This is a genomic window from Modicisalibacter luteus DSM 23508, from assembly GCF_000378505.1.
Lineage (GTDB): Bacteria > Pseudomonadota > Gammaproteobacteria > Pseudomonadales > Halomonadaceae > Modicisalibacter > Modicisalibacter luteus.
In genome coordinates this window covers 247,272-265,544 of sequence record NZ_KB899991.1, presented here as the reverse complement: position 1 = coordinate 265,544, position 18,273 = coordinate 247,272, and the positions used below count along the sequence as shown (strand labels likewise).

20 protein-coding genes are annotated in these 18,273 nt (G+C 57.3%); 9 read left to right on the top strand and 11 right to left on the bottom strand.

What is annotated here, in order from left to right; all coding sequences use genetic code 11:
* Nucleotides 1-12: 12 nt before the first annotated feature.
* Both F568_RS0105930 and F568_RS0105925 read left to right on the top strand, forming a co-directional pair.
* On the top strand, nt 13-738 hold the full coding sequence (locus F568_RS0105930; RefSeq protein ID WP_019017796.1) for a ribonuclease activity regulator RraA: 726 nt from the start codon (nt 13-15) through the stop codon (nt 736-738).
* A 65-nt stretch (nt 739-803) separates the two neighbouring features.
* Nucleotides 804-1,400, top strand: a complete 597-nt coding sequence (locus F568_RS0105925; protein ID WP_019017795.1) for a HupE/UreJ family protein — start codon at nt 804-806, stop codon at nt 1,398-1,400.
* 434 nt (nt 1,401-1,834) lie between these two features.
* Here the strand turns inward: F568_RS0105925 and F568_RS0105920 are convergent, their stop codons facing one another.
* Nucleotides 1,835-3,349 carry an NAD(P)H-dependent oxidoreductase gene (locus tag F568_RS0105920; protein ID WP_019017794.1) on the bottom strand — a complete coding sequence of 505 codons (1,515 nt, stop codon included), beginning with the start codon at nt 3,347-3,349 and terminating at the stop codon, nt 1,835-1,837.
* 290 nt (nt 3,350-3,639) lie between these two features.
* On the opposite strand from F568_RS0105920, the gene F568_RS25355 reads away from it, so the two are divergent.
* A complete protein-coding gene (locus tag F568_RS25355; RefSeq protein ID WP_019017793.1) occupies nt 3,640-3,795 on the top strand; it encodes a helix-turn-helix domain-containing protein in 156 nt (51 codons plus the stop codon).
* Nucleotides 3,796-4,014: 219 nt separating this feature from the next.
* Here the strand turns inward: F568_RS25355 and F568_RS0105910 are convergent, their stop codons facing one another.
* A complete protein-coding gene (locus F568_RS0105910; RefSeq protein WP_019017792.1) occupies nt 4,015-4,818 on the bottom strand; it encodes a class I SAM-dependent methyltransferase in 804 nt (267 codons plus the stop codon).
* A gap of 404 nt (nt 4,819-5,222) precedes the next feature.
* On the opposite strand from F568_RS0105910, the gene F568_RS0105905 reads away from it, so the two are divergent.
* The gene (locus F568_RS0105905; protein WP_019017791.1) at nt 5,223-5,402 is read left to right on the top strand and encodes a hypothetical protein; all 180 of its coding nucleotides are present in this window, start codon (nt 5,223-5,225) and stop codon (nt 5,400-5,402) included.
* A 73-nt stretch (nt 5,403-5,475) separates the two neighbouring features.
* Here F568_RS0105905 and F568_RS0105900 read toward each other — a convergent pair whose 3' ends face one another.
* From F568_RS0105900 to F568_RS0105875, 6 genes are all read right to left on the bottom strand, one after another.
* On the bottom strand, nt 5,476-7,080 hold the full coding sequence (locus tag F568_RS0105900; RefSeq protein ID WP_019017790.1) for a gamma-glutamyltransferase family protein: 1,605 nt from the start codon (nt 7,078-7,080) through the stop codon (nt 5,476-5,478).
* A gap of 23 nt (nt 7,081-7,103) precedes the next feature.
* Nucleotides 7,104-8,609 carry a tripartite tricarboxylate transporter permease gene (locus F568_RS0105895; RefSeq protein ID WP_019017789.1) on the bottom strand — a complete coding sequence of 502 codons (1,506 nt, stop codon included), beginning with the start codon at nt 8,607-8,609 and terminating at the stop codon, nt 7,104-7,106.
* A gap of 16 nt (nt 8,610-8,625) precedes the next feature.
* Nucleotides 8,626-9,084, bottom strand: coding sequence for a tripartite tricarboxylate transporter TctB family protein (locus tag F568_RS0105890; RefSeq protein ID WP_019017788.1), 459 nt, complete (start codon nt 9,082-9,084; stop codon nt 8,626-8,628).
* Nucleotides 9,085-9,155: 71 nt separating this feature from the next.
* Nucleotides 9,156-10,133, bottom strand: coding sequence for a Bug family tripartite tricarboxylate transporter substrate binding protein (locus tag F568_RS0105885; RefSeq protein WP_019017787.1), 978 nt, complete (start codon nt 10,131-10,133; stop codon nt 9,156-9,158).
* Between the two features lie 133 nt (nt 10,134-10,266).
* Nucleotides 10,267-10,797, bottom strand: coding sequence for a chromate transporter (locus F568_RS0105880; RefSeq protein ID WP_019017786.1), 531 nt, complete (start codon nt 10,795-10,797; stop codon nt 10,267-10,269).
* Nucleotides 10,794-11,363 carry a chromate transporter gene (locus tag F568_RS0105875; RefSeq protein ID WP_019017785.1) on the bottom strand — a complete coding sequence of 190 codons (570 nt, stop codon included), beginning with the start codon at nt 11,361-11,363 and terminating at the stop codon, nt 10,794-10,796. Before F568_RS0105875 ends, F568_RS0105880 begins: the two co-directional genes overlap by 4 nt.
* 110 nt (nt 11,364-11,473) lie before the next feature.
* Here F568_RS0105875 and F568_RS0105870 point away from each other — a divergent pair, with 110 nt between their 5' ends.
* The 5 genes from F568_RS0105870 to F568_RS0105850 all read left to right on the top strand — a co-directional run bounded on the left by F568_RS0105870 (nt 11,474) and on the right by F568_RS0105850 (nt 15,294).
* Nucleotides 11,474-12,142, top strand: coding sequence for a GntR family transcriptional regulator (locus F568_RS0105870; protein WP_019017784.1), 669 nt, complete (start codon nt 11,474-11,476; stop codon nt 12,140-12,142).
* A gap of 139 nt (nt 12,143-12,281) precedes the next feature.
* Nucleotides 12,282-12,452, top strand: coding sequence for a hypothetical protein (locus F568_RS25245; RefSeq protein WP_019017783.1), 171 nt, complete (start codon nt 12,282-12,284; stop codon nt 12,450-12,452).
* Nucleotides 12,453-12,462: 10 nt separating this feature from the next.
* Nucleotides 12,463-13,974 carry a sodium:solute symporter family protein gene (locus F568_RS0105860; RefSeq protein ID WP_019017782.1) on the top strand — a complete coding sequence of 504 codons (1,512 nt, stop codon included), beginning with the start codon at nt 12,463-12,465 and terminating at the stop codon, nt 13,972-13,974.
* Nucleotides 13,975-14,153: 179 nt separating this feature from the next.
* Complete coding sequence (locus F568_RS0105855) at nt 14,154-14,549, top strand: hypothetical protein (RefSeq protein WP_156817360.1); 396 nt, start codon at nt 14,154-14,156, stop codon at nt 14,547-14,549.
* 142 nt (nt 14,550-14,691) lie between these two features.
* On the top strand, nt 14,692-15,294 hold the full coding sequence (locus F568_RS0105850) for a Yip1 family protein (protein WP_019017780.1): 603 nt from the start codon (nt 14,692-14,694) through the stop codon (nt 15,292-15,294).
* Nucleotides 15,295-15,374: 80 nt separating this feature from the next.
* Here the strand turns inward: F568_RS0105850 and F568_RS22275 are convergent, their stop codons facing one another.
* The 3 genes from F568_RS22275 to glsB all read right to left on the bottom strand — a co-directional run bounded on the left by F568_RS22275 (nt 15,375) and on the right by glsB (nt 18,218).
* A complete protein-coding gene (locus F568_RS22275) occupies nt 15,375-15,947 on the bottom strand; it encodes a hypothetical protein (protein WP_156817359.1) in 573 nt (190 codons plus the stop codon).
* 29 nt (nt 15,948-15,976) lie between these two features.
* Nucleotides 15,977-17,146, bottom strand: a complete 1,170-nt coding sequence (locus F568_RS0105840) for a zinc-dependent alcohol dehydrogenase (RefSeq protein WP_019017778.1) — start codon at nt 17,144-17,146, stop codon at nt 15,977-15,979.
* A 118-nt stretch (nt 17,147-17,264) separates the two neighbouring features.
* A complete protein-coding gene (glsB, locus tag F568_RS0105835; RefSeq protein WP_019017777.1) occupies nt 17,265-18,218 on the bottom strand; it encodes a glutaminase B in 954 nt (317 codons plus the stop codon).
* Nucleotides 18,219-18,273 lie beyond the last annotated feature (55 nt).

Genomic DNA, 18,273 nt, shown 5'->3' with positions numbered 1-18,273 from the left:
AGAAAAATTGATATGTCAGAAACTACTCTTAACGCACAGACACGTGAAAAGTTGAAGAGAGTCAGTACAGCAACCTTGAGTACTGCGCTATTCAAGCGTGGTTTGCGCAATCAGTTTATTCAGGAAGTGAGTCCTCTCGATCCTGAGAAACCCAATATGGTGGGGGAAGCGTTCACGCTTCGTTATATTCCCGCCCGGGAGGACCTCAACCCCATCTCAGTTTTTCAGGATCCCCAGCATCCGCAACGAGCCGCTGTCGAGCAGTGTCCTGCAGGTGCGGTAATGGTTATAGATAGCCGTCGTGATCCTCGAGCGGCTTCTGCTGGGTCCATTCTTGTTTCAAGGATGATGGTGCGAGGTGTGGCTGGGGTCGTGACGGATGGTGGTTTTCGCGACTCACCTGAGATTGCTAAATTGGACATCCCGGCGTATCACAAGCGTCCTTCCGCACCGACTAACTTGACGCTCCATCAAGCGGTCGACATCAATGTGCCGATTGGCTGTGGCGATGTACCCGTTTTTCCCGGGGATGTAATCGTCGGCGATGGCGAGGGAGTGGTCGTTATACCGGCGCATCTGGCCGATGACATTGCAGATGAAGCCGTTGAGATGACGGCCTTCGAAGACTTTGTCACTGAGGAGGTGCTGGCGGGTCGCTCAATCATCGGCCTTTATCCTCCGACGAAGCAGGAGAGCAAGGATGATTTCGAAAAGTGGAAACAGCGCCATGAAAAGTAAGTATATCTGCCGCTACTGAAGAGCATCGCCAACTTCTGGTATCGAATAATGACAAGGGGAATATTATGAAACGGCCTTTCAACTTCCTAGCCGGGATGCTGGCATTGGCAACTCTAACTTTATTGGCGTCAGGAACTGTCTATGCACATCCGGGGCTTGAGGGGGTTGGCGGTGGGTTTCTGGCTGGGTTGACCCACCCCTTGCTTGGATTGGATCACATCGTGGCGATGGTGGCTGTTGGTTTGTGGAGCTTGAGTCAGGTACCGAAGTTTCGGTCTATGATCCCGCTCCTAGCCATGCTAGGTATGTTGCTGGGCGCGCTGTCTGCTTGGGCTGGACTAGTCATCCCCGGCATGGAGTTTGGGGTGGCGATGTCAGTTTTACTGATGGGGTTACTGCTGATTACCCTCGCCAGGATGCCCACTTCGCTTGGTTCACTCATTGTCGTACTGTTTCTGTTTTGTCATGGACAGGCACATGGCTCCGAAATGCCTTCTGGCATCGCGCCATGGGCTTATTTGGCGGGCTTTACTGTTGCTACTCTAGGCATCATCTATTTGGCCAGGCGCGCTGGTTCATTGATGGCAGCACGCGACAAGCATTTGCTTAAAGGGATAGGCGTCGCTATTGCTGCGCTTGGCGCTTCGTTCGTCATAGGTTGATACAGGCGAGAATGCGTGCACGTGGCTAGGCGGACTGTCTGATTAGTTTCACGCCGAATTCAGTAATAAGACTGCTCAGTGCCGATGGTACTTTTGAAGAGATCACAAGGAGGCACAGGACAGCCGTGGTAGTGAGGCTAGGACACGCAGTGTTTAATAATCCAGCCCATATCGTCCGAGGCTGGTAAGTCCAATAGCTCCGCCTTTAGTCAGACTTGGCTACCGCTCAATGGTTGCCTTAATACGCTTCAGCTTAAGATCTCTGCTCAGGTCAGCATCGGTGCTGTCTAAGGGGTCGCTAGGCTGACCGGGTCCCATTTCGGATTTGGACGGAAGGATAAGTGCGCCGAACTTGGTCTAATAGCCACGTAGATTGGCTATCTAGCTGGTGGAAAATATGTTGAAGCGGTCATCAACGCTTATTCAGCGTCTGGCTACGCCAGGTTATAAAAGGGGACCGCGACGAACCACACCATGTAGTTGAGCGTGACGAACATTAATCCGTCGATACGCCTGAGACAGTCGGCGCCGCGCTGGAAAGCGACCCATATGAGCGCAAGGCACAGGGCGGCATGCGGCAGAACGAAATAACTCAGCCCGCCGAAGGCACCCGCCGCCATGCCGGTGCGATCGAAGACCAGCGCCAGCACGGATGCAATACCGACCGAGGCCGCTGCCAAGGCTAACGCCACCGTATTACCGAAGCGTTCGGGCAGGGTGTGCTTGCCGGCGATGGCATCCGCGGCACGATCGGGCACGCCAGAGAGAATGATCGCGGGCAGGATGGCGAAGAACAGCGGAAGCGCCAACAACCAGGGCAGCGAGGCGCCGAGGGATCCGCCCTGAAAGACGAAGCCGAGCCATAACACCATGGCACTGTGCGTAAAGGCCACATCGAGCTCGCCTAAGCTGCGATAACTCAGTTTCAGGGGAGGCAAGGTGTAGCCCAGTGTCAGGATGGCTGCGATCAGCAACCAGAGCGCCGAGGCAAGTGGTGCCGTCGTTGTCTTGAGGACCAGACCGGCCGCAGCCAGGGCAACGATGAGCGTAAGGCCTATGGCCCGGCGCATCGACGCGAAACTGATGAGGCCATCGACCAGAACCCGTGAACCGCCATTGAACGGTCCGTAATGACGGTTTTGGCTGTCACTCGGGTAGTCGTAATAGTCGTTGAAGAAAACCGTCGCCGCTTCGAGAAAGAATAGGCACAGGTAGCCCCAGAGGTAGGGGTCCCAAGCCAGGCTGTTCGCCATGGCGGCCAGCGCACCCAGGGTGTAGGCCGCCCAGGTCATGGGATAGAACTGCAGCCGAAGTGCTTTCAGCCAGGGCCTGGCCCTTTGCCAGAGTCGTCCTGCAAGGCCGTGTACGCCATGGCGCAAAGCGAATCCTCGTGCCCGGGCCTGCTCCAGCCATTGATGGCGCTGTTGCTGAGTCGAGGTCCGAATCGAGCCCGCGATCAGAGTATGGACCGGTTTGACGCCACAGAAGCCCAGTGTGGCATTGCGCATGGCATGCGTGCCGGGGGCGCGAAAGAGCCAGCGGTAGACTGCCGGTGGGGTATCCATCGTGGTGATCAGTTGAGCCGTCTTGCCTTGCCATAGCCCTTCCCATTGCGTGGTACCCGGCCCGTAGAAGCGAAAGGCGAATCCCGGCATCACCAGCCGATCCAGAAAGCCTTTCAAAAGAGCGGGCATCGTGCCCCACCAGGTCGGGTATACGAAGACCAGATGCTCTGCCCAGATCAGCCACTGTTTGGCGTGTTCCAGGTCGGGTTCGAGAGGCTGTTCCTCAGGAGACTCGACGTGTACGTGCGGGTCGAAGTTCAACCCGCCGAGCCGCAGTAAGCGCACTTCGACACCGGCCTGTTCCGCGCCTTCCCGGTATGCCTGCGCCAACGCCCCGCAGAAACTGTCGTGGCGTGGATGTCCCACAATGATTAAGACTCGCATCACTTAACCTTCCTTGGAACCTGGGGCTGTCATTCTCTTACGCTTTTTTTTATCCCTAGAGGGATAAAAAGCAAGATATCTTCGGCCAGAGCAGTTTCTTTCCCTAAAGGGAAAGATTGGTTGCGGGGTGGTCTGATGATAATTTTTCCTTATCAAGAAAATACTATAGTAGCTGGGCAAAGATTATGAACCCGAACACGATAGAGCATGATGTTGCGTTGTTGCGGTTGGATGATGCGCTGAGCCTGGGAAGGCTTGTGCGCCGCGTTCGTAAGTACTAGGGGCTGACCTTGGAGACACTGGCGGGCCTCTGCGGGTTGAGCATTCGCTTTCTGAGCGAATTGGAAAACGGGCGTGAGACGTGCAGTTTCGTGCGCATCATGCGGGTACTCGACACGCTCGGGGTCGAGCTGTACGCCAACCCGCCAGAGGGCATCTCATCATGAATCGACGTGATGAGCTTATCGTCTGGAAGGGGGAAAGCCGTGTCGGCACGCTTTGGCGAGGCAACCTTTGGCGCTCGAACATTGATCAAGACTCGTGCTCTCTCGCTGATTCTGAAGCAGTCGCATGCCAAACTTTCCCCAGCTTTGTGTACGAAGGGTGTTTACAGCACGGCTTGCGAGCTTTCACACGGCCTGCGCTGTCGAAGGCTTCCTATAGGGTCATGGTTTAATTGCCTGCACGATATGTACAGGAACCTGAAACTCTACGGCTCCATCAGGGGTTTGAAACGCCTGAAGTGCTGTTTTAGCTTCTTCGGTAACGGCTTCGATCTTATCCTCGCCCAGATGAATCTCGGCGAATGGAAACCATCCTTTCACATCCGAAAGCACCATATTCCTTACGCTTGAAAAACAGGCCGCCTCCTTCTCCGTCGTGATTTTTGCGGAATGAACCCCAGCGTTCGCAAACGTTGACGCAAGCATGTCCGTATCTCCCATCGAGAATGGCATACGAAGCGCGTCCCCCACTGATTTATCGACCAAGCGCTCATACACGTCAGCGATAGCTGCATAGGCAGGGATATCGTCCAGAGGACCAAATACCGCTACCGCCAAATGACCGCCGGGCTTTAAAACACGCATCATTTCTTGTAGAGCGGCCTTGGGGGACGAAAAGAACATCAACCCAAACTGACAGTGGACAGCATCGAAGCTGTCATTTTCGTAGGACAATGCCTCAGCGCTTCCTTCATGCCATTCAATGTCTGGAGCGATGCGGTTCGCTACGGCCAACATGCTTGGATTTGCATCCATTCCCCACACCAACCCTTCAGAGCCAACCCGCTCAGCGATGACTCGCGCGAGAATCCCGGTGCCACAAGCTACATCCAGTATGCGTTGGCCTTTCTGAATGCTCGCTACATCTGCTAACCGATATGCCCATTTTTCACATAATACTGGGACAAGGAGGGTGTCATAAGCTTTCGCGACAGTCTCAAGCTGTCGGGTATTTAGTTTATTCATTGTAATTTTCCTCATTATCATCCAACAGTGAGTAGCGGCCCACTTTGGCGTTGAACGATATTGCCGGAAAGTTCAATAGGCTTCCTACAGCTTATTTTTTGATAGAATTAAGAGTAGCAGGCGAGCCAGTGATTGCACGCTTGGGCATGCGCTTCCAAACACTAACTCACAAATCGAGGGATAATAGTCTGGAACCGCTAATTAAGATTTTCGCGGTCCCCCGAAGAGGGGCGGTCTCAATGGCCAAGTGCAACGCCTGAGCCACCAGGTACCGTGTTGCCATGACTCATTATATCTCTATCTCACTGCTGAAGGCCGAGCTGTCATCCTGATGATGCGAGCCACCCATTCGATCTGGGCCACCGCCAGTCATCTGGGTAGTGCGCCGAGCACCGTGGTTTGCATTGGAATGTCGCCTCAGCTACCCCTTCGTCAAGCGCCAGATTGCCGTCAAGTTACAGGAGCTGGGTGACTCCGAACGCTTGCGAGACGCACTAGTCCAGGCAGGACTGCCCGAGAAAGGCTGGGTGCGGCTGCAGCGTCAGCACATTCAGCGCCAGTGCCGCAGGGCGCAGCGTTGGTGATCAGAAACAGCAGCGCCCCGACCATGCCGGGGCGCTGTGCGTTTAGTGAATATTAGCGAGAAGCCAGGATTGGCTACCAGGCGACTGCGGACCCGTCGGTACGTGGCTCGGTACCGGCGCTGAGCGTGCCTGTTTTCGGATCGCGTAGGATGATCTGGCCACGCCCGAAGCTTAGCGCGTCGGTACGCATGACCACTTCATGCCCGCGGCGCATGAGGGCTTGGGCAAGGTGCTCGGGAAAGTGCGGTTCGACCTCGATGGTACGTCCGGCCGTCCACTTCCAGCGTGGCGCGTCGAGTACCGCCTGGGGGTTGAGTTGCTCGTCGAGCATGCCGGTGATCACCTGCACGTGTCCTTGGGGCTGCATGAAGCCGCCCATGACACCAAACGGGCCGATGGCCTGGTCGCCCTGGGTAATGAACCCGGGAATAATGGTGTGGTAGGTGCGTTTGCCCGGCGCGAGGCAGTTGACATGCTCCGGGTCCAGCGAGAAGGACCAGCCCCGATTCTGCAGGCTGATGCCCGTCCCGGGCACGACGACACCGGAACCGAAATTCTTGAAGTTGCTCTGGATGAACGACACCATGTTGCCGTCGGCATCGGCCGTGGCCAGATAGACGGTACCGCCACGGACCGGATCGCCGGGCTTGGGATCCAAGGCTTTTTCACCAATCTCGGCACGACGCTGGGCGGCATACTCGGAAGAGAGCAGCTCCCTCACGTCGACCTTCATGTGCTGGCGCTCGCTGATGTACTGGAAGCCATCCACATACGCCAGCTTGGTCGCCTCGATGCGCCGATGCAGGGTTTCCACTGCATCGGATGTGGCCTCGAAGCCCTCCAGCGTGTTCAGCGCCATCAAGGCGATCATGCCCGCCCCATTCGGGGGGATTTCCCAGATATCGTAACCGCGGTAACGCACGCTGATGGGATCGACCCATTCGGGAGTGAAGCTGCTCAAGTCTTCCTGGCTCAGGAAGCCGCCATGCTCGGCAGCATAGGCCGCCATGCGCTCGGCCAATTCGCCCTGATAGAAGGCTTTGGCATCGCTGTCGGCAATGGCGCGCAGGGTCCGGGCGTGGTCCGGGGCTTTCCATACTTCGCCTATGTGAGGCGCGCGACCATCGATGGCGAACGTGTCGAACCACGGCTTGAATACCCGATCCTCATACGCGCTATAGGTATCATGCGCCTCGGCCCACATCTGGTGAACCACCGGCGAGATCGGATACCCCTGTTCGGCGATATCGATGGCCGGGGCCAGCAGGTCCTTGAACGGTAATTTGCCGAAGCGTTCGGACAGGGCGGCCCAGGCCGCTGGGGCGCCCGGCACGGTGACGGGAATCCAGCCATGCTGGGGCATCTGCTCATGGCCCAGCGCACGAACGGCGTCACGCGAAATGCTCTGCGGTGCGGGGCCGCTCGCATTGAGCCCGTGCAGTTTGCCATCGATCCAGACGATGGCGAAGGCATCGCTGCCAATACCGTTTGAGGTCGGTTCGACCACGGTCAGGGCGGCAGCTGTCGCAATAGCGGCATCGACGGCATTGCCGCCCTGTTTGAGGATGTCCATCCCCACCTGGGAGGCCAACCCTTGCGACGTAACGACCATGCCACGCTGACCGAAGGTCACCATGCGTCGCGAAGGCGATGGGTAGTAGAGCGCATCGTGTTGCATCGAGAAACTCCTGTGATGGGGGGTCAGGTGCCGCCCTGAGGTTTGAGAGTACGGGTAATCTTGCGGTTCTGAAGGATCGAAAACACGATCGAGGCAAGCGCAAGTGCAAGGAATAAGGCCGAGAACGGGCGCGTGAGGAACGTGGTCCAGTCCGGGTCGAGTTCGAGCGCGCGGAATAACTGGTTTTCCAGATTCTCGCCCAGCACGACGCCCAGAATCAGCGGGGTCAGAGGCACGCCGGCTTTCCACAGCAGATAGCCGATGATGCCGAAGACGAACAGAACCCAGACATCGAACAGGTTGTTGTTCAATGCAAAGGAGCCGACGGCACACAGCATGAGCACGGCCGGGACCAGGATCTGCTGGGGAATGTTCGAGACGCGGGCGAACCAGCGCACCAGCACGATCTGGCAGGCCACCATGATGAATGCGCCGATCAGCAGGCTGACGTAGATGCTGCCCACCAGTACCGGGTTCTGTTCGAACATGAGGGGGCCAGGAGTAATGCCATGCAGGATCAGTACGCCCATCATGATGGCCATGGGCAGGTCGCCGGGGATACCCAGCGCGAGCGTGGGAATGAATGCACCGCCAGCAACCGCGCTGTTGGACGCCTCTGACGCGATGATACCGTCGGGAATCCCCGTGCCGAACCGCTCCGGATGCCGCGAGAACTTCTTGGCCTGGTCGTAGCTCAGGAAGTTGGCCACCGTGCCGCCCGTACCCGGCAGGGCGCCGACCAGCCCGCCGATCAAGGAGGAGCGCAGCGTGTTGAGTTTCTGCCTCGAGATGTCGCTGAAGATCTTGCGGTAGGGAATCGTAACGTTGGTGTCGACCTTCTTGGCGTCACCCTGGGCCTGGAGATCCTCGATGTTGTTCATCAGTTGCGAGAAGGCAAAGATGCCGATCATCACCGGCAGGATTTCGAACCCGGAGGTCAGGACATCCAGCTCGAAGTCGAATCGCAGGTTACTGTTTCGGTCGAAGCCCACCGTAGTGATGAACAGCCCGATGGCGGCTGCCATGAGCCCCTTGATCAGTGCCCCGTTGGATAGCCCGGCCACCAGCGTCAGGGCGAACACGATCAGTGCCGTGATCTCCCAGGGACGAAAATTCATACTGAATTTGGCAATCAAGGGGCCGAAGAAAATCAGCATGATGATACTGATCAGTGTGCCGAAGAACGACGCCAGCATACCAATGCCCAACGCGCGCCCCGGCTCGCCGTTCTTGGCCATCGGATATCCGTCATAGACGGTGGTGATGGAAGACGGAGTACCGGGGATACCCAGCATGACCCCCGAGACGATACCGCCCGAATAGCCACCCACGAAGACTCCGACCATCAGCGCAATCCCGCTGACCGGATCCATGGCGAAGGTGAACGGGAATACGACCAGAATGGCCATGGTCACGGTGAAGCCGGGAATGCTGCCTCCGACAATGCCGAACAGGACACCGGCCACTATCAACGACAGCGTATACACATCGCCGACTTCGGTTAGCGCCTGAAGAAATGATTCACCCATGGTTGCGCTCCTGAAATTACGGCAGCCAGACGTTAAGCCCGTACTCGAAGATGACGTACACCAGCGGCACCAGAATGCCAGCGGTGGTCAGGTTGATAATCCATTTCCTGCGCGTGTCGACACCCAGCAGGAGGGCTTGGGTGGCCACCATGAACCCCAGGGTGGACGCCAGATAGCCCAGCACGGGGAGCAGGGCTGCATAGGCGCCGAACAGCACGAAGATGCCCACGACCTTGACGTTGGCCCTTGGCCGTTTGGCTGTCGTCGCTCCCTTGGTACCCGGTTGTGACGTCTGACGGAACGAATTGAGCAGTAATAGCAGGGCAAAGACAGCGATGCAGCCCAGCAGTATCTGCGGATAGATGGCAGAGCCGTAGGCCTGCCAGCTGGTTTTTTCGGGTATGTTGCCGGATTCGACGAACAGGACGGCGACCATGAGCAAAACGGCCGTGGCGAGACTGCGGTCCTTGGTCATGTGTTCTGGAACTCCAGGCCAGCGGGATGGGCCTACTGCCCATCCCCGGCGAGCCATGTGACTTGGAAAAGTTACTTGGAGAAGTCGATATTTTCGGCGACTTTCGTCAGGGCCGCTTCGTTGTCAGTGAGGAACTGCTGATACTCCTCCGGTGACTTGAAGTTCACTACCGAGCCGAACTCGTTCTCGATACGGCTGATGACCGTTTCGTTCTCGAGCGCTTTTTCATAGGCATCGGCGATGATCTGTATCTTGTCATCGGGAGTGCCCTTGGGGGCAAACAGTCCACGGCTGGTAGCGTTGACCAGGTCGATGCCCTGTTCCTTCAGGGTTGGTGTGTCGGGCAGGGCATCAAGGCGCTCGTCGTAGGCGACGCCTAGCGGACGGAATGAGCCTTCTTCAAAGAACGAACCACCAGACGGCATGTTGAGCATGGAGAAATCGATCTCATGCGCCAGCAAGGCCGAGACTTGCGACCCGGTATCCGGGTAACTGACGAGGCGGACATCTTCGAGTGGAATACCGGCCGATTCGAAGAACTGGATCCAGAAGAAATGATCCGTTGAGCTGGGAATGATGCCGACACGAACATCGCCGGGATTTTCGCTGACGTACTGAGCGATGCCATCGGCATTCTCGACCGGATGGTCGGCATAGGTGGTGGGGATGTTGACTGTCTGGGTGAGCAGCGCGATGGGCTCGAAAGCGCCGTAGGAGTAATCGACCATACCTGCCAGTTTCGACAGTGCGATCGTGTCATGGCTGCCGAGCAGCGTGTAGCCATCGGGATCGGCGTTCTTGACTTCACGTGAACCCCGTGTGGCGCCGGCCCCTTGCATGTTGACCGGGACGATGGATTGATCGAAGTTCTTTTCCGCTTCCTGGGAGACCAGGCGGAAGATGATGTCGGTTGCGCCGCCAGGTCCAAACGGAATCACCAGCTTGATGTCCTTGGCCGGGTAATCGTCTTCGGCAGCTTGAACTGTGGTCAGACTGGATAGGCCCAGTGAGGCAATGGCAAACGTCAGAGTCAGGAATTTGCGCTTCATGTCGGTACCCTGTTGTTGTGGGTGCTGCTTGTTCTGGATTGCCTTTAGACAATCCCCGGTTGGCCCGTGGGCCGTATGCGAGCGCGTGGCGTGCGTTTCTTTTTCTTGGTCTTGGTCTTGGTCTTGGTCGTTGTTAGCCGAGAAGCAGCCCTCCGTAGATCACGGCTGCAAGGACGACAAGTGCCGGGTGAAGCTTGAGCCGGATCAGGGCAATGGCGGCAACGCCGGCGATAATCGCCGTATGTATCGGGCCGGGACCCTCCAGTCCTGCCGTGAGAAAGCCGAGTGTCAGCGAGGCCATCATCAATGCGATAACCGGGCGAACCCACTGGCTCATGCGCTTTACGCGAGGTGATTCGCGATGGCGATACAGGATGCCCAGCGCGCCGAGCATGAGTAGCAGGGTAGGGACGACCGTGGCCAGTACCGCGATGATGGCGCCACCGGCACCTGCAACGTCATAGCCTACGTAACCCGCCATCTTGGTTGCGATCGGGCTTGGCAGCGCATTGCCCAGGGCAAGGGTTTCTGCGAATTCCTGTGAAGTCATCCAGCCGTAACGGCCCACCACTTCGGCTTCGATAAGGGGAATGATGGCCGGGCCGCCGCCATAGCCGACAATGTTGGGCACGAAAAAGGCGACGAAGAGATGCCAGTAGATCATCGCGTGGCCTCCTTCCTGCGAAAGGCCGACACGGGCAGGGCCAATGCGGTGACCAGCAGGACGCCAACCACCAGGGCCGGATGCACGCCCAGCCAGTAGATCAGCCCGCCGGTAACGATGATCATGCCCAGGCTGATCATCCACCCCAGCGCACTCCGCGACTTGCTCCAGAAGTCCCAGGTGAGTTGCGCCATCATCACCATGACGACGGGGACGACGGCTTGGCCCATGCCATGGATCCAGCCAATGTCCCGATAGCGACTGAATAGGCCGAGCATCAGGGTCATTACCAGAATCATCGGTAGAATCACTGCGATGACGGCATTGATGCAGCCCAGCGCACCGCCTACCCGGTAACCGATATACCCGGGCATCTTGGTGGCGATCGGTCCTGGCAGGGTGTTCGCAATTGCCAGGATGTCTGCGAATTCTTCTTCTTCGAGCCAGCGATGACGCTTGACGACCTCCTGGTCGATCAAGGGGATCATGGCGGGCCCACCGCCGAAGCCGAGAAGGCCAATACGCAGGAAGGCCATGAATAGAATACGTTGAGTGGCAAACATCATTTTTTCATCATGTGATCGTTATTTATTAAAAAATCGATTATTTTTCGACTATAGATTGTGAATGAAAAACACGTCAAGGCTTGTTGCTTGACGAAGCGGAGAGGTGAACCATGGCAGAGAGCCGTAACGTGGGCGTGACGGGGGCCAGTCGAATCTTCGACATGCTGCGACAGGATCTGCTGGACGGTCGGTTTGCGGCAGGGGACAAGCTCGCCATCAGTGCACTCAGGGATCATTACGATGTCAGTTTGAGCCCGCTGCGTGAGGCCCTGAACCGATTGGCCGCGTATGGGCTATTGGAGCAGGAGAACCAGCGCGGTTTCCGCGTGCCTCGTCTCTCCCGCGAAGAGCTTGATGACATCATGACGATGCGCAAGGCTCTGGAGGGCATGGCCCTCGAGCGGGCCATCCTGCAGGGCGATGCCGAATGGGAGTCGCATTTACTTGCCGCGGCGCATCGGCTCAAGCGGGCTGACGAAGCGGGCCTGACGGGGAATGAATGGGAGGCCCTGCATGCAGAGTTTCACCATACATTGGTGCGACCGTGTGGCTCGGTCTGGTTGTTACGCTTCATCGCGCAATTGCATGACCAGTTCGATCGCTACCGGCGGTTGGCCCCGGCGATCCCTGAGATACGTTGTGAACTGGATCGCCAACATGGCGAGTTGATGACACTGGCACTTGAGCGAAGTGTCGAAGGGGCGCGTGAACTGCTGGACGATCATATCCAACTATCCTACCGGGTTGCCTTGGGTAGCTGCGGTGAGCAAACTACGTAATACCTGTTGAAGAGCCAAGATCAGGCATTACGTAGAAACCCAGGCAACGTTGTCTACGCTGAAGGTGACTCATTCATGCAACACTGCCTGGCGACGGACAGCTTCCCGTCACGCTCGGCGCTTGGAGGGAAGACGCTTCATGCAGGGAAAGCATGCAATCTGGCTGGTCTGGTTACTTTTACTTCTCAGTTATGTCGTGCCCTACACATTGCTCCGTGGCATACATGCCTGGTACGGAAGCTTCCTGTTCTGGACGCTGGTCGGCTTGCTGGTGATCGTCCTCAACGTCGTAATGACGCGTCGATTCTGAGGAGGTGATAGTGAGCGAAACGTTGATCTGGATCGCCATTGTCAGCTACCTGCTGGTGGCGCTGATCATTGCCGTACTGTCCCGCCAGCGTGGGGTGACTGACATGTCGGGATATTTTCTCGGCAACCGTCAAATGAATGGCTTTGTCTCGGCATTGAGCTATAGCGCCACGACCTATAGTGCATTCATGATGGTCGGGTTGGCCGGGTTGACCTACGCCGGTGGTGTCGGTGCACTTGGTTTCGAGATCATCTATTTTGCCGGCGTGTCGCTGGTCGCCATATTCGGTCCGCGCTTCTGGGCGGTGGGCAAGCGCTACGGTTATGTCACGCCTAGTGAAATGCTTGGCCATCGTTACGCCAGTAGCATGGTCGCAGTGGTGGTCTCGCTAGCGAGTTGTCTATTCCTGATACCCTACGCCGCGGTCCAGCTGTCAGGTATCGGTTATCTGCTGCAGGGCATGACCGACGGAGCGATATCGTTCACCACGGGTGTGGTGCTTGCCACGGTGCTGGCCATCGTCTTCTCCCAGGTGGCCGGTATCCGGTCGGTGATGTGGACCGATTCGCTGCAGGCGATCATGATGGTGATCGCCTCGACGCTCGTGGCGTTGCTGGTTATCCACGAGTTAGGCGGCTTTAGCGAACTGTTCGGCACGCTGGCTCGCGAACACCCCGAGTCGCTTTCGGTACCGGGCGGAGGTGGCTTTTTCAATTTCGTGACCTTTCTGGGGCTGACGATCCCCTGGTTCTTCTTCAGCCTCTCCAATCCGCAGGTCAGCCAACGTCTCTACATGCCTTCCTCACTGCGCGCGTTGCGTCAGATGCTGTTGGGGTTCCTGGGCTTCGGATTCATTTACACTCTGGTGTCGGTCCTGTGGGGGTTTTCTTCGCTGGTGGCTTTTCCGGACCTCGAAACGGCCGACCTGGCAACACCGGCATTGCTGGCATCGTCGTATGTGCCGCCAGTGCTGGGAGTGATCGTCATGGTCGGTATCATGGCAGCGGCGGTGTCCACCATCGACTCGATCCTGCTGACGTTGTCCTCGATGCTGGCGCGTGACGTCTATGCCAATCTCGGAGCGAAGGTCACCGAGCGTCGCCAACTGCTGATCGGTAAGCTGGTCATCCCGCTGATTGCGCTGGTGGCCTTCGGCTTTGCGGAGCTGGAACTGGGTCTGATTGCCGTGTTGTCCGTGGTGGCATCGTCCGGTCTGGCCGTCATGGTCCCAGCCATCATCGGCGCGTTCTACTGGCGGCGGGGCACGGCAAGCGGTGCCTTGGTGAGTATGCTGGGCGCCGGCACCTTCGTGATAGTTGTCTATCTCAACGGCAATTCGGTTCTGGGCCTACCGGCTGGCGTCTGGGGCATTCCTGTCGCGACGTTGCTTTTCGTCGTAGTTAGCCTGATGACAAGCGCACCAGTCGACAGAGCGACGGAATTCATGACTGAGGCAAGCCGCTATCAGGCAGTAGCGAACAAGGCCTCCCGTCAAGAGGCGCCCGCCGGGCCTCGCTCTTGAAGCTGGCGAGACAATCGGCAAGGGAGAACGCCACTAGAGTTCGCAAGGGATTATACCGTTATCTTATAGATATAAATTCAGCCTTAAAGATTGAACTTACTCAGTAGCAAGCAGGCGTTGAACCGGCATTACTGACCAGTGGCAGAGGGCTAAAGCGTAGCCAACGGAAGTGAAGATTCGTGAAACAGATGAAACGATTTCTGGCGCCGTGGCGGCGCATTACCGGGCAGTGGAACCATCGGCCCCGCCAGCTAGTGATCATCTGCGGCCTGGATTATGAGCACTATCGGATTCAGGCATTGGTGAAGCAATCGAGACGCTACGAGCTGCTGGCGCTAATTAATGACTTTCCGTGGAACCATGGCACCTTGGTCAACGGTGTGCGGGTCTACTATCCGAGCGAAGCCTCATCATTGGTCAGACGGCACGGCGTTACGAGGGTATTGTTTCACTCGGAAACTGACCTGGCAGTTTTCGATGCCGGTACACTATCCGCCCTAAAAGAACTCGGAGTGATTTTCAGCAGCGTAGATCCACAAAAAATAGAGGATCTCGATGATTATCTGGCGAGCTGATCCTGGATAACGCCGACCTGACAGAAACGAATACTGCCAAATGTGACAATTTGCCACACCCGGAGCCCCATTGCCTATACTGCCGTTAGGGGCAGAGGCGGCAGCCAACTGTCCAGACATAGGCGACAGGAGGTGGATTAGTATGCTGGCTCACGTCTGGGGTTTGATGGCTCACCCAAATCGGGAATGGAAGCAAATCCAGAGCGAGAGGGAGACGGTGACACACCTCTACGCTCATCATGTTCTCCTGATGGCAGCGGTACCCGTCATCTGTGCCTTTATCGGCACCACTACGGTGGGATGGCGCATTGGCGACACCCGGCTGATCCTGCTGTCCCCTTTGGATGCGCTGGGGGCGGGAATCGCTTTCTATATCACCATTCTCGCTGCTGTTGGGCTGATGGGTAATGTCATTTACTGGTTGGCCAGGCGCTATTCGAGCCATCCGGACCGGCGGTGCTGCATCATTTTCGCCGGGTATGTGGCTACCCCCATGTTTCTGGCAGGGTTGGTCGCGGTATATCCGCTGGTCTGGCTATGCTTGCTGGCAGGTACCATCGGGCTCTGTTACAGCGCCTATCTGCTTTATCTTGGTATTCCAGCCTTTCTTGGCATCAGCCATGAGGAGGGTTTCATTGTTACGGGATCGACACTTGGCATAGGGGTTTTGGTACTTGAGGTCCTGCTGGGAATGACGGTTCTGCTTTGGGGCTACGGGGCTCGTTGGCTGACCGGTTCCGTGTGATGATCAATGACAATTGGCATAATCGAGAAGCTAATAGGAGCCGGCATTCGCCGGCTCCTGTGTTTTTTGCGACCGGAACGTTACTCAATCGGGCTACGAGTCGTAGGGGTAACGCGCGGACCCGGTGACTTGGCCGGGGAGGGTAGTGCCGCTCGCATGTCCTTGGGCGTTTCGAAATCGCTAGCAGCACCGCGCATGGAGTCGACAGGGTGCGGAAAGCCGCTGCGGTCGCTGTAGTCAGGCGTGGGGCCGGCCTGATAGGCGTAGCGCTTCTGGAGCTTCGTCGCACAGTACAGGTCCAGGGCAGTGACTGCACCTAGCGCCGCCATGGCAACCCCAACGTTCTCTTTCTTGGGGTTGTGCTTGTCACGCAACGCCGCAGCCAACGCGGCGAGATCAAGAGCATCTCCACCTACACGAGACCAGATGGCCAAGGTTGGATTTGTCGACAGTGCGCCAATACCGCACGCGATCTCGCGGGCACCACAGGCCATTACCATCGGCTCGAAGCCTTCCATGCCCAAGGGCTTCGTCAACTTGCGTGGTGCCAGAACCTGGCATAACCCCAGCCCAAGGCTGAACCAGCCCAGGCCGCGCGCAAGACGATCCGAACCATGCAACGAATGTGACATGTACGAATGTGATCTGTTCATGCTTTCTTTCCTCCCTGAGCCTTGTGCGGTTACGGTTTGAGTACGACCTTGACGCAACCGTCCTGCTTGTTCCTGAACACGTTGTACATTTCCGGCCCATCCTCAAGGCTCACGCTGTGAGTAATGACGAAAGAAGGGTCGATCTGGCCATCATCGATACGTCGTACCAGATCATCAGACCAGCGTCTGACGTGGGTCTGGCCGGAGCGCACGCTAAGCGCCTTGTTCATCAACTGACCCATGGGAATCTTGTCGACCATGCCGCTGTAAACGCCCGGAATCGACAGCACACCGCCCGGGCGGCAGACATAGATCATCTCGCGCAATACATGGGCCCGGTCGTTTTCCATCCATAGGGACTGCTTGACGCGATCGTAGACGGAGTCGGGAGAGCGGGGCACATGCGACTCAAGGCCAACGGCATCGATGCATTTCTCGGGCCCCTTGCCATGGGTAAGTTCCTGAAGCCGGCCGAGGACGCTCTCTTCATCGAAATTGATGGGAATAGCACCACCGGCCTGGGCCATGGACAAGCGTTCGGGGACGTTATCGATAACGACGACCTGCTGGGCCCCTAAAAGCACGGCGCTACGTACACAGAATTGGCCTACCGGTCCGGCACCCCAGATCACCACGGTATCCGTTGGCTCGATGTCGCACTGCACGGCAGCCTGCCAGCCGGTCGGGAAGATGTCGCCAAGGAACAGGACCTGTTCATCGGTCAGTGTGTCGGGAACCTGAATATGCGTTTCATCAGCAAACGGAACACGAACGTATTCGGCCTGCCCCCCAGCATATCCACCAGTCAGGTGGGAGTAACCGAATAGCCCGGCCCCAGCATGACCGAACACTTTATCCGCCATGGCCTTGTTGCGGTTGGAGCGCTCACACAGAGAAAAATTGCCCCGACGGCACTGATCGCATTCCCCGCAGGTGATGGTAAACGGAACGACGACCCGGTCACCGACCTTGAGCTTCTTTACATCGCTGCCGACTTCCATCACTTCGCCCATGAACTCGTGGCCGACGATGTCGCCGGACTTCATGCTGGGCATGAAATGGTGGAAGAGATGCAGATCGGAACCGCAAATGGCGCAACTACTGACGTTGATGATAGCGTCGCGAGGATCTTCGATTTCCGGATCGGGTACGGTCTCGTAGCGAATGTCGTTCTTTCCATGCCAACAAAGCGCTTTCATCGCTCCACCTCCTTGTATGAATCTCAGATAACCATTCTCACCATAGTTCAGGGTACGTCTGCGTCAGGTAAGCAATGTTTGTGCTTCGGTAATGCATGATTACATGATGCCCTTGCTGTCATCCCATGGGAGTGAAGCGCAGGCCTGACACCAGCCCCTCGAGGGCATGCCGCCCGGCGATGGAGTTACCGTAACTGTCTAGGCGTGGCGACCACACGCAGATGCTCATGCGACGTGGAAGGATAGCAACGATACCGCCACCGACGCCGCTCTTCCCGGGCAAGCCGACGCGCCATGCAAAATCCCCGGCGGCATCATAGAGCCCGCACGTCAGCAGCAGGGCATTCATCTGGCGAGTCTGGATCTCGCTGAAAACCTGCGTACCATCATTAGGATTCGTGCCGCGATTCGCCAGGAAGGCGAAGCTCCTGGCCAGTTGAATACAGTTCATGGACAGGGCGCAGTTGTGAAAATAGGTGTCGAGGACTAGCTCGACATCGCTCTGAATATTGCCGTAAGCCTGCATCAGATAGGCGAGCGCAGCATTGCGTGCCTTATGATCCATTTCGGAACGCGCCACTCGCTCATCGAAATCGATCGTTGGATCCGCTGCTAAGCGCCGTACCTGCTCGCGTAGCGTATGCTGGGGCATGACCAGGCGTGACGTCAGCATATCGGTCACCATCAGGGCGCCGGCGTTGATGAACGGATTGCGGGGGATGCCATTCTCGACCTCCAATTGCACGATCGAGTTGAAGGCTTGGCCGGAGGGCTCGCGTCCGACTCGTGTCCAGATTTCCTCCGGTGTCAGCCGCTGCATGGCCAGCACCAGAGCATGGACTTTGGAAATGGACTGAATCGAAAAAGGCGTTTCTGCATCACCAGCATATTGTACGTGGCCATCGGCGTGACAGATGGCGATACCGAACTGATCGGGTTCGACTTCGGCCAGAGCAGGAATATAGCTGGCGACCCGGCCTTCGCCGAAGCAGCGCGGTGCCTCCTTGACCAATGTGTCGAGAAGACCCTGTAATTCGCCTGGGCTTAACGGGGTTGAAGGGGAGTCGATCACATTGCCTCACGATTAATAAAGCAGCCGCTCCTTCAATCTTGATATAACGACACGG

Coding starts and splice junctions, on each gene's coding strand:
- F568_RS0105850 (WP_019017780.1), top strand. CDS start 14,692: ATGCTGGCTCACGTCTGGGGTTTGATGGCTCACCCAAATCGGGAATGG.
- F568_RS25245 (WP_019017783.1), top strand. CDS start 12,282: ATGCAGGGAAAGCATGCAATCTGGCTGGTCTGGTTACTTTTACTTCTC.
- F568_RS0105920 (WP_019017794.1), bottom strand. CDS start 3,349: ATGCGAGTCTTAATCATTGTGGGACATCCACGCCACGACAGTTTCTGC.
- F568_RS0105925 (WP_019017795.1), top strand. CDS start 804: ATGAAACGGCCTTTCAACTTCCTAGCCGGGATGCTGGCATTGGCAACT.
- F568_RS0105890 (WP_019017788.1), bottom strand. CDS start 9,084: ATGACCAAGGACCGCAGTCTCGCCACGGCCGTTTTGCTCATGGTCGCC.
- F568_RS0105880 (WP_019017786.1), bottom strand. CDS start 10,797: ATGATCTACTGGCATCTCTTCGTCGCCTTTTTCGTGCCCAACATTGTC.
- F568_RS0105870 (WP_019017784.1), top strand. CDS start 11,474: ATGGCAGAGAGCCGTAACGTGGGCGTGACGGGGGCCAGTCGAATCTTC.
- F568_RS0105875 (WP_019017785.1), bottom strand. CDS start 11,363: ATGATGTTTGCCACTCAACGTATTCTATTCATGGCCTTCCTGCGTATT.
- F568_RS22275 (WP_156817359.1), bottom strand. CDS start 15,947: ATGAACAGATCACATTCGTACATGTCACATTCGTTGCATGGTTCGGAT.
- F568_RS0105930 (WP_019017796.1), top strand. CDS start 13: ATGTCAGAAACTACTCTTAACGCACAGACACGTGAAAAGTTGAAGAGA.
- F568_RS0105840 (WP_019017778.1), bottom strand. CDS start 17,146: ATGAAAGCGCTTTGTTGGCATGGAAAGAACGACATTCGCTACGAGACC.
- F568_RS0105885 (WP_019017787.1), bottom strand. CDS start 10,133: ATGAAGCGCAAATTCCTGACTCTGACGTTTGCCATTGCCTCACTGGGC.
- F568_RS0105895 (WP_019017789.1), bottom strand. CDS start 8,609: ATGGGTGAATCATTTCTTCAGGCGCTAACCGAAGTCGGCGATGTGTAT.
- F568_RS0105900 (WP_019017790.1), bottom strand. CDS start 7,080: ATGCAACACGATGCGCTCTACTACCCATCGCCTTCGCGACGCATGGTG.
- F568_RS0105910 (WP_019017792.1), bottom strand. CDS start 4,818: ATGAATAAACTAAATACCCGACAGCTTGAGACTGTCGCGAAAGCTTAT.